The organism is Flavobacterium turcicum, assembly GCF_011365745.1.
Lineage (GTDB): Bacteria > Bacteroidota > Bacteroidia > Flavobacteriales > Flavobacteriaceae > Flavobacterium > Flavobacterium turcicum.
The window spans coordinates 576828-591465 of the sequence record NZ_JAAOBY010000002.1; the positions used below are offsets into that span (position 1 = coordinate 576828).

Consider the following 14638-nt stretch of genomic DNA (forward strand, 5'->3'; position numbering starts at 1 on the left):
CTTTTACTTGCTAACATAAACAAAGAGCATCTATTTTTTTGCATTTAGCGTTAAAACCTTGATTTAGTTAAGACAAAATCACTAAATCAACATTTGATAATGAAAGACTATTTAGCAAACGTCTAAAAATAGTTGTAGACAAAATTACTTTAATTAAATTGAAATGCGGTTTCCCGATGCAAACTGTTGTAATGTGTTTTTCGGTAACAATTTTTAACATAGTTTCAGTGATATCGGGGCTACTAATTTTTAATACTTCGCCTCCAAGTTGTGTGGCTAATTTGAAATTATTAATCAAATACCGTTGTTTGTCTAGCGCAATTTTATCGCTACTTTCTTTTGGAGTTTCTACATACAAAACATACCAACTGCAATTGTAATAACCGGCCAATCGTGCTGCTTTCCGAATCACTATTTTAGCAGTGGTATCGTTACTGCTAATGCAAGCAAGCAATTTTTCGTGACGATGTCCTGCCGTTGGTTTTACTTCATTTTCTACTTTACGAACCACTTGACTAGCCACTTCTTTCAAGGCTAATTCTCGTAACTGCAAGATTTGATCTGGTTTAAAAAAATTATTAAGTGCAGTTTGAATTTTATCTACAGTATAAATTTTGCCCTCGCGCAATCGTACAATTAAATCCTCAGCTGTCAAATCGATATTGACCACTTCATCTGCCAATCGCAATACATTATCAGGAACTCGTTCTTGAACATCAACTGATGTGATGCGTTTTACATCTTGGTTCAAGCTCTCAATATGTTGAATATTTACGGCACTAATAACATTAATGCCCGCATCTAAAATCTCTAAAACATCTTGCCATCGCTTTTCATTTTTACTTCCTTCCATGTTGGTATGCGCCAGCTCATCGACAATAACTACTTCAGGTCGTAAATTAATGATAGCCTGAACATCCATGTCTTCAAGTTGTTTGCTTTTGTAATAAAGACTTCGCCTGGGAATTATAGGTAATCCATCAAGTAGTTCATGCGTTTCTTTCCTGAAATGCGTTTCGATATACCCTATTTTTACATCAATTCCGTTTTTCAGTAAAGTATGCGCTTCCTGCAACATCCGATAGGTTTTGCCCACGCCAGCGCTCATCCCAATGTAAACTTTGAATTTCCCTTTTCGTGATTTCTGAATCAAATCCAGAAAATGTTGTGCGTTATTTTGTTTTTCTTGTTCCATAAAAAAAGTACCATATAAGGCATATAAGTACATTTAAGTTTTCTTTTTTGAACTTATATGCCTCTCATGATATTAATTAGAGCGAAATCGCTAGCGAAGTAGTTATAAAAGTATTGCTAGTATTAGGAACATTATTTTTGACAAATACTGCATCTTGACTTTGTAAATTTCTAGCTTCTACTCTAAAAATAACATTGTCGCTCACGAGGTAATCAAAATTAGCCGAGAATCCGTAGGTTTTAAAACCATTTGGTGTTCCGCTAGCAATAATTACACCTTTTTCATCACTATAATACTCTGCTCGTGCGGCCAATTGCACCTTGTTTGTAGGTTTGTATTGCGCCATCAAAACGGGAGTAAACCAAACATCATAAGTACTACTTTTAAATGCTTTTTGCTGCGATCCAATATCAAAACCTGCAATTAATGTTGTTTTTTCGGCAACTTTAAATTGTCCGTAAAAATTATTGAAATAACGCCATCTGCGCGCCACATCGGCTTGCTCATTGCCCGCATAAGTACTCCAGTTGAGCGTTACTTTAGCATTCGGTTTATAGGTAACCTGAGTTCCAAAAGCCGGAGTTTGATTGCCTTCAATCTTTTGGATGCGTTGCCATCCGTTCAAATACATCGCTGCTAAATACCATTTTTCAGATGGCGATATGTACCCTATTTTTACACCAGTTTCATAATACGGTGAGTTTTCAGCCAAAATACTTCTCGTTAAAGTCATATTATCTTTGCCAATCGCACTCTCAAATCCAATATGCGAAGGCATAATCCCCGCATCTATCCATAAATTTGCCTTTGATGAAATACGGACACCCACATTTGCCTCAAAAACATGTTGCATCAAATCGCTTTCAGCAGCCAAATTATACTCCGCATAGGTTCCTGCCATCAAAGCAAAATTTCCTCGAACCGTACTGCTGGAATAATTCATTTTTGCAAAGCCCAAATTCAAATTAACCTCATTGTGCTTGTTGTAATTGTAAAAAAATCCAGGGCGAATATGGTTTTCAGGATTCGCAAAATCATAACTGAAATACGTTTCAGCAAAACCTGAAAACGTCAATGGACTTTTAGTTTTTTCGACTTCTTGAGCTTGAATAGTTGATACACCACAGGCTATTAAAGCCGCTAACATTATTTTTTTCATTTTATATTTTTTGTAAGAGCATAAATTTATTTTATCCTCGTTAATTTTTTTTCTAGAAGCTATTCCAGCTGTCCACTTTATCTTTGCTTGCCTAAAGAAGGCAAGCAAAGGATGCCGTTTTCATCTGGGCTAGTACAATAGTAAAGAACAGAATACTATGATTCAATTACATTATTTATTTAAGAAGAAACTTTGCAAGACTCTTATTTTAGTTCATTTAAAGCTACGTTCAACTCTAACACATTAACAGACGGAGTTCCCATAATCTGAGGCGAATTTACCTTGCTCTCGACTAATTTTTTAACTAAATCTTCTGATAAATTGCGCTCCCTAGCAACACGTTTTACTTGGATAAAAGCGGCTTGTGGCGAAATATGCGGGTCTAAACCACTTCCGGACGCTGTGACAATATCAGCTGGAACATCCAACTTTTTTAAATATGGATGCGCTATTAAAAAAGTATCAATACGTTTTTGAACAACTTCTAAATATTCTGCATTACTCGGACCTTTGTTACTTCCTGCGCTTCCTGCAGCATTATAATCTACTGCTGATGGGCGACCCCAAAAATAATTCGATTTATCGAATTTCTGACCAATTTTTTGATAACCTACTACTTTTCCGTTTACCAAAACCGTTTCGCCTTTTCCTTCGTTGGCGGCCAATTGCGCAATTCCAAACACTGCCATTGGATAAATCACCGCCAATAAAACCAACATAAACAAGGTCAATTTTAAAATAGAATATATATTTTTCATTTTTTTATTTTTTATAAACCTAACAGGCTGTGCAAACCTGTTAGGCTTGATTTTACATAAATAATGCGACAACCAAATCAATCAATTTAATTCCGATAAACGGAACAACCAAGCCACCAAGACCATAAATCAAAAGGTTTCTTTGCAAAATAGCACTCGCACCAATTGGTTTATAATCGACTCCCTTTAGCGCAAGCGGAATCAAAATTGGAATAATAATCGCGTTGAATAAAACCGCAGATAAAATAGCACTTTCTGGACTGTGCAGTTGCATAATGTTCAAGCCTTGGAGCGCTGGAATGGCTGTGATAAACAAAGCGGGAACAATAGCAAAATATTTAGCTACATCATTTGCAATTGAGAACGTGGTAAGCGTGCCGCGCGTCATTAGTAACTGTTTTCCAATTTCAATTATTTCAATCAACTTCGTTGGATCATTGTCTAAATCAACCATATTTCCAGCTTCTTTGGCCGCTTGTGTTCCGCTGTTCATGGCAACTCCTACATCAGCTTGAGCAAGAGCGGGAGCATCATTTGTACCATCGCCCATCATGGCTACCAATTTACCCATTAGTTGTTCGTTCTTGATGTAGTTCATTTTATCCTCTGGTTTTGCTTCTGCAATAAAATCGTCTACACCTGCTTTTTCAGCAATAAATTTGGCCGTCAACGGATTGTCACCCGTTACCATAACCGTTTTCACGCCCATTTTTCGCAAGCGATCAAAACGTTCTTTCATCCCCGTTTTGATGATGTCTTGCAACTCGATCACACCTTGAACAGACCCATTTTTGATAACAATTAATGGCGTTCCACCATTCGATGAAATTTCAATTACTTTTTGAGCGATATCCTCAGGAAAAGTAGTTCCCGCTTGGGCTGCAATATTTTTGGCTGCATCTTGTGCTCCTTTTCTAATGTTTGTACCATCTTTTAAAATCACACCGCTTGTTCTGGTTTCGGCAGTAAATTTAATAAGAGTAGCTCCTTCAATGGATAATTTTTCAGCAACTGCAGGACCTGCTAACTCAACAATACTCTTTCCTTCGGGTGTATCATCGGCTAATGAACTTAGTACTGCTGATGCAATAAAATCGGCTTCATTGATGCCTGCAGCAGCATAAAATCCGGTAGCTTTTCTGTTTCCTATTGTAATGGTTCCTGTTTTGTCCAACAGTAAAACATCAATATCGCCGGCAGTTTCCACTGCTTTTCCAGATTTTGTAATCACATTAGCGCGTAATGCCCGATCCATTCCCGCAATTCCAATCGCAGATAATAAACCGCCAATTGTTGTAGGAATTAAACAAACAAAAAGTGCAATAAAAGCTGCAATCGTAATTGGTGCATTGGCATAATCAGCAAAAGGTTTTAAAGTAACACACACAATCACAAAAATGAGCGTAAAAGCGGCTAACAAAATCGTAAGTGCAATTTCGTTAGGTGTTTTTTGGCGGCTAGCGCCTTCTACCAAAGCAATCATTTTATCGAGAAAACTTTCGCCAGGTTCATTCGTTACTTTCACCTTTATTTTATCAGATAGTACTTTTGTACCTCCCGTTACAGATGATTTATCTCCGCCTGCCTCACGTATTACGGGCGCACTTTCACCTGTGATGGCACTTTCGTCAATAGTTGCTAATCCTTCAATGATTTCGCCGTCGGTTGCAATTAAATCTCCCGATTCACACACAAAAACATCACCTTTTTTTAATTCAGAGGAGCTGATATTTTTGATTTCACCATTCGATAAAACTAGTCTGGCTGGCGTTTCTTCGCGTGTTTTTCGCAAACTATCTGCTTGCGCTTTTCCTCTCGCTTCGGCAATAGCCTCCGCAAAATTGGCAAATAAAAGAGTCGCTAATAAAATTAAGAACACGACAAAATTATAGGTAAAAGTACCTTGATCTTGTGCACCAAAAAGGATTGCAATACAAACTGCAAGCATTACGGCAGTTCCTATTTCAACGGTAAACATGACCGGATTTTTGAACATTATTCTAGGATTAAGCTTTATAAAGGATTGCAGTAAAGCTTCCTTAACTTGCTTACTTTCAAACAATGAGTTGGATTTATTGTTAGTCATTTTTTAAATTATTTTAGGGTAAAATACTCTACCAATGGACCAAGTGCCAATGCAGGAAAGAAAGATAAAGCAGCAATAATGGCAATCACAGCAAAAACCATAACACCAAAAATGGTTGTATCTGTTTTTAAAGTTCCAGCACTTTCTGGAATGAATTTTTTGTGCGCTAGCAATCCAGCGATTGCTACAGGTCCAATTATTGGAAGAAAACGACTCAACAATAAAACGATTCCGGTAGTGATATTCCAAAATGGATTGTTGTCTCCAAGCCCTTCAAAACCAGAGCCATTGTTAGCGGCACTTGAGGTAAACTCGTATAACATTTCCGAAAATCCGTGGTGTCCTGGATTGTTTAACCAACCCGTTGCGTTACCCGAAAACCAGTATCCCATTGCGGTATCATTGGCCGCAAAATAAGACGCTAAAGCTGTTCCTGATAAAATCAATAAAGGATGAAGAATGGCAATAAAAGCGGCTATTTTAACTTCGCGTGCTTCTATTTTTTTTCCTAGAAATTCAGGTGTTCGCCCTACCATTAAACCCGAAATAAATACCGCTAGGATGATGAAAATGTAAAAATTAAGCCAACCTACGCCACAACCTCCATAAAAAGCATTTACCATCATGGCCAAAAGTTGCATGGCTCCCGAAACTGGCATAGCGCTATCGTGCATACTATTGACTGATCCTGTTGAAATTACCGTTGTAGCAATACTCCAAAAACCCGAAATTGCAGGACCAAATCGAACTTCTTTTCCCTCCATGGCTCCTGTGGTTTGCGAAATTCCCATTTTTGTTATTGCAGGATTTCCGCTCAATTCTGTAATAACTGTTGGAATTACTAGTAATAAAAACCCGATGGTCATTACTCCAAAAACAACATAGGATAATTTTCTTCTTTTTAGGTAAAAGCCCAAAGCAAAGATCATTGCAAACGGAATAATTAACTGTGCCCACAATTCGACTGCATTTGAAAAGTAGGACGGATTTTCAAAAGGATGCGCCGAATTGGCACCAAAAAAACCTCCACCATTGGTTCCAATATGCTTTATAGCGATAAACGCTGCCGCAGGACCTCGAGAAACTGAAACTGAATCGCCTTGCAAAGTCGTAATAGTATCTTTGCCTTCAAAAGTCATAGGTGTACCACTAAAAACCAAAAGAATAGCCACAAATGCGGACAATGGTAATAAAATACGAGTACACGATTTGATAAAATAGTTGTAAAAGTTACCCAACTTATCGGTTGTTCGTTCTTTCATGGCATTAAAAACCATCGCTGCAGCTGCAATTCCAACCGCTGCCGAAACAAATTGCAGGAACATCAATACCATCTGGGATAAGTACGAAAGTCCAGTTTCGCCAGAGTAATGTTGTAAATTACAGTTGACAAGAAACGAAATGGCTGTGTTAAAAGCCAAATCAGGACTCATGTTTGGGTTGTTATCAGGATTTAAAAATAAAGATCCTTGAAATAACAAGATGAAGAAACAAAGGAAAAACCAAACCATATTTACACTCAAAAGTGCTTTTAAATGTTGTTTCCAATTCATTTCTTCGGTAGCGTTAATGCCACTTAGCTTGAAAATAAATTTTTCAATTGGGTTAAAAATCGGGTCAAATAGTGTTTTATCTCCCGTAAATACTTTGGCGATGTATTTCCCGAAAGCAATAGCCACAAGAATTGAAAGTATAAAAATACTACTGACTCCAAATAATTCTGTATTCATAATTTGTTTGTTAGAAATTAAATAAAACGTCGGCTTTCAAAAATAGGACGAGTAGCAGAAAAGCGACACTCCACGCTAGGATAGCCTTTGTAACCAATTTGTATTGTGGTGCCATCATTTTTAAAATTTTTCAGGTTTAATTAATACGTAAACTAAATAGCCAAAAACGGCCAAAGCGATTAGGAGTAAAAGTGTCATAGATTAGATTTTTTCAAAAAATTCGACGGCTTTAAAGCAAATTGCAAACAATACAACAGCAAGAGCCAATAGTAAAAGAGTGATGATCATAAGTAAAAATGTTAGGGTTAGATTTAAACACCGCAAGTATTGACTTGCTTGATGTAAGCCAACTTTAATTGTGTTGGAAATAAGTTGGCTATGCTACAATGCTGTAATTCCATGAAGGACGAAACCGAGAATAAATACACATTGGTAATAGCAATTTTAGTTTCGTTGCTCCCAACGGTCATTAATCTTTCAGCCAATGCCAAACATTTTTTGGCTCGTAAAATATTTCCTGTTCGGATAGCCGTTTTTGTGATTTCAGCAAATCGCTCTGCTTGCTTATAAATCGTATTGACTTGTTTTTTCATAAGAATGATTTTATTGTTCTGCATACCACTTGCCAAAAAGTATTCCCATTTCAGCAAACAAGTATTAACCACTTACAATTCAATACTTTAAATAATAAATCATGATTTCTGGCATAAAAAAAACCTATCAAAATGATAAGGTTTTATCTTTTTGATAGGTTTAGTGGTAGTTTCAACCAAGTTTTTAAGCGTTGGCAAAAGCGAAAAGTCGTTGTTTATTGAATGCGGTATTCTTCTAACTTTCTGTATAAAGTTGCAATTCCTATTTCTAGTAAGCGTGCCGTTTCGGCTTTATTTCCTTTGGTGTAATTCAACACTTTTTGAATGTGAAGTTTTTCAACGCTTTGCATCGAAAATGCTGACATGACTTTGTTATTATTGCCCTGTTGATGCTGAATTTCATACGGTAAAACATCAGCTGTTAAGGTAAAATCATTGGCGAGAATTACGGCACGTTCTATCACATTTTTTAATTCTCGAACGTTTCCTGGCCAATGGTGTTTCTCTAAATGATGCACAAAATCGGGATCAACTGAGAGCGTTGGTTTATTCGTTTTGGCTGAAAATTGCTGAACAAAATAGTGGGTTAAAGGCGCAATATCTTTTATTCTTTCTCGTAAAGGCGGAATCGTAATTTCAAAAATATTGAGTCTAAAATAAAGATCTGATCGAAATTGATGCGCTTCACTTTCAGCTTTTAAATCCCTATTTGTTGCTGCAACTAGTCTAAAATTTGATTTTTTAGGCGTGGTATCTCCTAATCGAATGTATTCGCTGGTCTCTAAAACTCGTAATAGCTTTGCTTGAAGTTCCAGAGGCATTTCGCCTATTTCGTCTAAAAACAAAGTACCGCCATTGGCTTCTTCAATAAAACCTTTTTTATCTTTTACAGCACCAGTAAACGCTCCTACTTTATGCCCAAATAACTCGCTTTCGAGAATTTCTTTGCTAAAAGTGCTGCAATTTAAAGCCACAAATGACTTGCCAACTCGGGTACTATTTTCGTGAATGGCTTGTGCAAAAACCTCTTTCCCGGTTCCTGTTTCTCCTGTTAAAAGTACGGTCGATTCGGTTTTAGCAACTTTTTTAGCTAAATCAATAACAAGTTCTAAACCCTTGGATTTGCCTATGATGGTATCAAATGAATATTTATCTGAAATTCGTTTTTCTAATTGCTGCACTTTGTTTTGAAGACTTACTTTGTCCAGAGCCTTGTGCAAAAGCGGAATAATTTTATCATTGTCATCTCCTTTTACGATATAATCAAAAGCACCATTTTTCATGGCTTGAACACCATCTGAAATTTTTCCAAAGGCAGTAAGCAAAATTACTTCGACAAACGGGAAACTACTTTTTATTTTTTGAACAAAATCGACACCATTTCCATCAGGCAATTTAACGTCACAGAGCACTACATCAATAGCGTTGTGTTCCAATTTTTTAAAACCAGATTGCAAATCGGGAGCTTCTAGAACTTCAAATCCTTCTGATTTTACAATACGAGCCAGCAAACCACGCAGTTTTTCTTCGTCGTCAATAATTAAGATATTTTTCAAAATGTCGGAGATCAATTTATAAAAAACAAAATTACAGATTTACAATGACGCTTTTGCAAAAGCTTCAAAAAATTAAAATAATGACCTTGAATCTTGCCCCTATTTTCAACTTTCTAATTGCAAAAGCAATTGAGTAATGGGTAACAATTGAGTAATTATTATACACATTAAATAAATTTAAAAGCATTAAAACATTGATAATCAATTGTAAATAGAAATGGTACTGCTATTGCAAAAAGGAATTTGAGTAAACAACAAAAACAATTACACATGAAAACGCAAACCTTACCAACAGCAAACCCAATCTTTGAAAGAACTGAAAAAACAGTTTTTACAACGCCAAAAATTTCGCAAACAGTTTTAAAAAATAGATTGGTATTGGGAACTACAATTTTGATGTTGCTCATCGGCGCATCGACAGTTTATGTATTGCAAGATGATTTTTATAATTTTAACGAAAGTAGAATGGACTCTACATTGGGTTTTACCTTTTTGATGGTGACTCTTGCGTTACTTGCCTTTAAATCAATCTACTTTTTATATACCGTTTATTTGTATTTGACCTACAAACCTATCGCTTCCGTTACAGATGAACTACTTCCTACGATAACCGTAATAGTTCCAGCGTATAACGAAGGACATTTGGTTCATCAAACTTTATTAAGTATTGCTAGCAGCGATTTTCCAAAACATAAATTGCAGATAATGGCCATAGATGACGGCAGTAAAGACGATACTTGGTCATGGATGCAAAAAGCAAAACAAACCTTAGGCAATCAAATTGAAATTTTTCAGCAACCGGAAAACAAAGGAAAACGCCATGCTTTGTACCGTGGTTTTCATTTAGGAACGGGAGACGTTTTTGTGACCATTGATAGTGATTCTATTATTGAAAAAGATACCCTTCGTAACTTGGTAAGTCCTTTTGCTACGGATGAAAATTGTGGAGCTGTTGCAGGAAATGTGCGCGTATTGAACAACAAAACGGCTATTTTACCAAAAATGCTGAATGTAAGTTTTGTTATGAGTTTTGAATTCGTACGTTCTGCCGAAAGCAGGTTGGGAAGCGTGTTGTGTACTCCTGGCGCTTTAGCAGCCTACAAAAGAACTGCTGTTTTCAATTGTTTACCAGAATGGATCAATCAAACTTTTATGGGAACTCCATCGGATATTGGCGAAGACCGTGCTATGACCAATATGATCTTAAAACAAGGGCAAAAAGTACTTTTTCAGCGTAATGCGGTCGTTTTAACCGACGTACCTGAAAAATACAAAGGATTGTACAAAATGTTTATTCGTTGGGGACGCAGCAATGTTCGAGAAAACTTAGCAATGGCCAGCTATGTTTTTACCAATTTCAAAAAAGAATCTAAAACAGGAACTCGTTTTTTATTCATCAACCAATTTTTGACCTTGGTGATGACATATCCTTTTTTGTTGTTCATGTTGTTTTTTATTACAATACATCCATTATTATTTGTAAGTTCAACTTTATTGGGAATCCTGTTATTTTCAACTTTCCCAGTTCTGTTTTATGCCAAAAAATACAGTATATCAGAATCACTCTGGGCGTACTCGTATAGCATTTTGTTTACTTTCGGATTGTTTTGGATCGCGCCTTACTCGATCGCCACGGCAGGTAAAAGCGGTTGGTTAACGCGTGAAATCGCACAGAAATAAATCCAAAAATATATACTTGTTTACTACGATTTTAAAATCACTTGGGTTACAAATCGTTTTCTATATACCTACAAAGTCTTCTTCGCACTTAGCAAAGAGGACTTTGTTTTTATGCATTAGCACTACTCCTTCCCAATAATTTTTATTTAAATTTGCCTTTCGAAAATATCTCAAAAGAATTTAAAACTGTATTAGATTTCTTGAAAATAACTATTAAAGTTTTAGTTTATTTATTTATACATAATACCTTTTAAAACAATACTTTAAAAATATTAAAAATTGATTTCAAATCCCAAAAAATGGATTTTTTGTACAGCATGTCAAGGTCGTGGCAAAAAAAGTAAAGGCCTTAGCGACAAAGCCAAACGCGCGTACACAAACGCGCTTCAGCAATTCGAAAAGGAAGCTCGAAAAGGATTAATGCCACAACCTCCAAAAGCCCATTTGCACATTTGCACTAACTGTAAAGGCACAGGAATTGTTGAAGGCTCAGCTTTTTTAACTCCTGATTTCAATAACTTTCCCACAGTTGCTATAATTGGTGGCGGGATTGGTGGTGCTGCTCTTGCAGTAGCTTGCTTGCACCGCGGCATTCCGTTTACATTGTATGAACGAGATATTAATTTTCAGGCTAGATCTCAAGGGTATGGTTTGACTTTACAACAAGCGAGTAAAGCGATTAGCAGTTTAGGTATCGAAAACCTGTCTCAAGGAATCAAATCATCAAGACATGTCGTTCACAATACTGATGGCCAAATAATTGGCGAATGGGGTGCTCGAAAATGGCTAACAGAAGATGTAAAAAACAGTGGCAAACGCTCCAACATTCATATTGCACGTCAAGCTTTACGCAGTGCTTTGTTAGAGCAATTACAAGACCATCAAGCAATACAATGGAACCATCAATTGATTGGATTTAAAGACTGTGCAGATTCCGGTATTGAACTAAGCTTTCAAGTTAATGATCAAATTATAACTAAAACAGCACATCTTGTTGTTGGTGCAGACGGCATTAGAAGCACCTTGCGAAAACTGCTTTTAGGAGACCAAATCGCCCCTTTACGTTATTTGAATTGTATCGTCATTTTAGGCATTTGTTCGTTAGAGGATAATCCAACAATCCAAGATTCATTGTTGGATAATGCTACTGTATTTCAAACGGCAAACGGCAACGAACGTATTTACATGATGCCTTTTGACAAAAATTCGGTTATGTGGCAATTTAGTTTTCCGCTGGCAGAATCAGAAGCGATTTTACTCAGCGAAAAAGGACCTGCTGCACTAAAAACTGAAGCTTTAGCGCGAATGCAATGGCACCATCCTATTCCGGCGATTATCACTGCCACTCCTGAAAATTTAATTTCTGGTTATCCGGTTTACGACAGAGCTTTATTGCAACCTTCGGATTTGCATCACGATAAAATTACCCTTTTGGGAGATGCTGCCCATCCTATGAGCCCGTTTAAAGGACAAGGAGCCAATCAAGCATTACTGGACGCAGTAGTATTGGCACAAGCCATTCACTCAGGTTCTAGGGGTAACGAATCTTGGCGAAATGTAGGTTTGCGACAAGCTGTTTTACAGAAATATGAATCCGAGATGCTAAAACGAAGTGCGGTTAAAGTAGAAGATTCAGCCGCTGCAGCAAAATTTTTACATTCAGATTTAGTTCTTTTGGAAGCAGATTCACCGAGAGGACGACTTTTAAAAAAGAAGTAGCAATTTCCCGCAATTAGAATCACTTTTGATTTCACTGGTTCACAATCTGTTTCTTTGTTTTAAAATTTGTAAGTTTGCCTTCTCGAAAAAAGGCTTTGCAGTATGATTATTACCGATAAAAAACATAAAAAACTTTCTATTCAAGTTTCATTAACGGGGCTTTCCTTTTGTTGTTTCGATACTTTAAATAATACCGTTTCGTCTTTTAACGAAATTCATTTTGATGTTTTCCCTAAAACAACAAAAATCGAAGAATTATTTGCTGATGCTTTTACCAAACATCCTGAATTACGTGATTCTTACGACGAAGTACTTGTGATTCACAATAATAATTTGGCAACCTTTGTTCCTGAACCTTTGTTTGATGAGCAATATTTAGGTAGTTATTTGCAATACAATACCAAAGTATTCGAAACTGATTTTTTTGCTTTTGATGCTATTCCTGCTTACGAAATGAATACTGTTTTTATTCCGTACGTAAACATTAATAATTTTTTTATTGATCAATTTGGAGCTTTTAATTACAAGCACGCAAGTACTATTTTAGTGCAAACATTGCTTAATGCTTCGAAAAACCAGAGGGATAAAAAAATGTTTATCCACGTAAGTGCAAGTCATTTTGAAATTGTAGTAGTGCAAAATCAAAAATTACTTTTTTTCAATTCATTTGAGTATCAAACTCCCGAAGATTTTATTTACTACATCTTATTTACTGCAGAACAATTGCAGCTCAACCCCGAATATTTCACTTTAGAATTAATTGGAGCCATTACCAAAGAAAATCCGCTTTATCAAATAGCGTACAAATACATTCGAAATGTATCGTTGATTGATGTAGAAGATTTGCGATGGAACAATTACTTTACCGAAGCTGAAAACCGAAACCATTTTATACTATTCCATTCATGAGAATTATTTCAGGAAAATACAAAGGACGACGCATTTTTCCCCCGAAAGGACTGCCTGTTCGCCCTACTACCGATATGTCTAAAGAGGCATTATTCAATGTTTTAAACAATCATTTTAATTTTGATAGCCTAAAAGTACTGGATCTCTTTGCAGGAACGGGCAATATTAGTTACGAGTTTGCATCACGCGGAAGCACACCTATCACTTCTGTTGATGGCGATTTTGGTTGCGTAAAATTCATTAAACAAGTAGCTGCCGAATACGATTTTAATATTGCTGCTACTAAAAGTGATGTTTTTGCTTACCTAGAAAAATGCAAAACATCTTACGATATAATCTTTGCGGATCCGCCGTACAACTTAGATCAAAAAACATTTGAGCGCATTGTAGCTTTAGTTTTCGAGAAACAATTGCTAAACGAGGATGGTATGATGGTTATTGAACATTCAAAATACACCAAGCTCGATCATATGATGCATTTTTCTTTCCAAAAAAGTTATGGAGGATCGATCTTTAGTTTTTTCGAAATTGAAAGTGACGAGGATGATGACGAAGACGATGTTAAAGTAATTCCCTTAGATAAAGAAGAAGAATAAATTACTCAATAAAAAAGCGCTCTATGAGCGCTTTTTTTGTTTTCATTATTTACCAATCACCCAACCAAGTGTAAAATTGATAACAGGTATGACGTTGGAGCCGGAACCTTGAAAATTGTACCCTATTCCGGCGCTTATATCGAGGTTAAAATTTTTGTTGTAAGTACGTTGAAAACCCCAAGCTGGTGCAAGTGTAAAGGACGATTGTGAGGGTAGGAAGTTTTTGTTACTATTGATCGATTCAAAATTGTAAACTCCCATTAATGCAACAAAACTTCCTGTGTTATGCGCTGTATTTTTATTATTAGCTGCACGTTTATCAAGATTATAATAATGACGGAACTGCGTGTCTACGTATGGATAAAAACTCCATGTATTCCCAAACATATTTGAAGTATATCCGTACCCCGAACTTATTTCAGCATACAATGTGTTTTTAGAACTTAAACCATGTTCGTACACCAAACCTGGAAATAGCACATTTATTTTAAATTGACTTTTAGTTACAGAGTTTATATTTTGAGCAAAAGAATTCGGAATTATCAAAGACATAAAGGCCGCGATAATAAAATTTTTGCTATTCGTAAAATTTTTCAATGGCATTTCGATTTTTTTTAATTACAATTTTAATGAATAATTTCAGTTTTCAAACCTACT

13 protein-coding genes are annotated in these 14638 nt (G+C 36.2%); 4 read left to right on the forward strand and 9 right to left on the reverse strand.

Features of this window, described 5'->3' with window-relative positions; all coding sequences use genetic code 11:
• Positions 1-67 precede the first annotated feature (67 nt).
• The 8 genes from G9Q29_RS06410 to G9Q29_RS06445 form a co-directional block, all read right to left on the reverse strand.
• On the reverse strand, positions 68-1228 hold the full coding sequence (locus tag G9Q29_RS06410) for a sensor protein KdpD (protein WP_394367673.1): 1161 nt from the start codon (positions 1226-1228) through the stop codon (positions 68-70).
• Between the two features lie 43 nt (positions 1229-1271).
• Positions 1272-2354, reverse strand: a complete 1083-nt coding sequence (locus tag G9Q29_RS06415; RefSeq protein ID WP_166134469.1) for a porin — start codon at positions 2352-2354, stop codon at positions 1272-1274.
• Positions 2355-2557: 203 nt separating this feature from the next.
• Positions 2558-3112, reverse strand: coding sequence for a K(+)-transporting ATPase subunit C (locus tag G9Q29_RS06420; RefSeq protein WP_166134471.1), 555 nt, complete (start codon positions 3110-3112; stop codon positions 2558-2560).
• A 52-nt stretch (positions 3113-3164) separates the two neighbouring features.
• A complete protein-coding gene (kdpB, locus tag G9Q29_RS06425; protein WP_166134473.1) occupies positions 3165-5198 on the reverse strand; it encodes a potassium-transporting ATPase subunit KdpB in 2034 nt (677 codons plus the stop codon).
• 8 nt (positions 5199-5206) lie between these two features.
• A complete protein-coding gene (gene kdpA / locus G9Q29_RS06430) occupies positions 5207-6928 on the reverse strand; it encodes a potassium-transporting ATPase subunit KdpA (protein WP_166134475.1) in 1722 nt (573 codons plus the stop codon).
• Between the two features lie 120 nt (positions 6929-7048).
• Positions 7049-7126, reverse strand: coding sequence for a K(+)-transporting ATPase subunit F (gene kdpF / locus G9Q29_RS14970; protein WP_166134669.1), 78 nt, complete (start codon positions 7124-7126; stop codon positions 7049-7051).
• Positions 7127-7239: 113 nt separating this feature from the next.
• Positions 7240-7521 carry a DUF7674 family protein gene (locus G9Q29_RS06440; protein ID WP_166134477.1) on the reverse strand — a complete coding sequence of 94 codons (282 nt, stop codon included), beginning with the start codon at positions 7519-7521 and terminating at the stop codon, positions 7240-7242.
• 215 nt (positions 7522-7736) lie between these two features.
• The gene (locus G9Q29_RS06445) at positions 7737-9080 is read right to left on the reverse strand and encodes a sigma-54-dependent transcriptional regulator (RefSeq protein ID WP_166134672.1); all 1344 of its coding nucleotides are present in this window, start codon (positions 9078-9080) and stop codon (positions 7737-7739) included.
• A 267-nt stretch (positions 9081-9347) separates the two neighbouring features.
• Between G9Q29_RS06445 and G9Q29_RS06450 the strand changes: the two genes are divergently transcribed.
• The 4 genes from G9Q29_RS06450 (at position 9348) to G9Q29_RS06465 (ending at position 13981) form a co-directional block, all read left to right on the forward strand.
• Entirely contained in the window at positions 9348-10757 is a 1410-nt protein-coding gene (locus G9Q29_RS06450) for a glycosyltransferase (RefSeq protein ID WP_166134479.1), read from the forward strand.
• A 279-nt stretch (positions 10758-11036) separates the two neighbouring features.
• Positions 11037-12476, forward strand: a complete 1440-nt coding sequence (locus G9Q29_RS06455; protein ID WP_166134481.1) for an FAD-dependent oxidoreductase — start codon at positions 11037-11039, stop codon at positions 12474-12476.
• A 102-nt stretch (positions 12477-12578) separates the two neighbouring features.
• Positions 12579-13385 carry a DUF3822 family protein gene (locus G9Q29_RS06460; RefSeq protein WP_166134483.1) on the forward strand — a complete coding sequence of 269 codons (807 nt, stop codon included), beginning with the start codon at positions 12579-12581 and terminating at the stop codon, positions 13383-13385.
• Positions 13382-13981 carry an RsmD family RNA methyltransferase gene (locus tag G9Q29_RS06465; RefSeq protein ID WP_166134485.1) on the forward strand — a complete coding sequence of 200 codons (600 nt, stop codon included), beginning with the start codon at positions 13382-13384 and terminating at the stop codon, positions 13979-13981. The genes G9Q29_RS06460 and G9Q29_RS06465 overlap by 4 nt, the downstream gene beginning before the upstream one ends.
• Positions 13982-14026: 45 nt before the next feature.
• Here the strand turns inward: G9Q29_RS06465 and G9Q29_RS06470 are convergent, their stop codons facing one another.
• Complete coding sequence (locus G9Q29_RS06470; RefSeq protein WP_225872898.1) at positions 14027-14584, reverse strand: hypothetical protein; 558 nt, start codon at positions 14582-14584, stop codon at positions 14027-14029.
• Positions 14585-14638 lie beyond the last annotated feature (54 nt).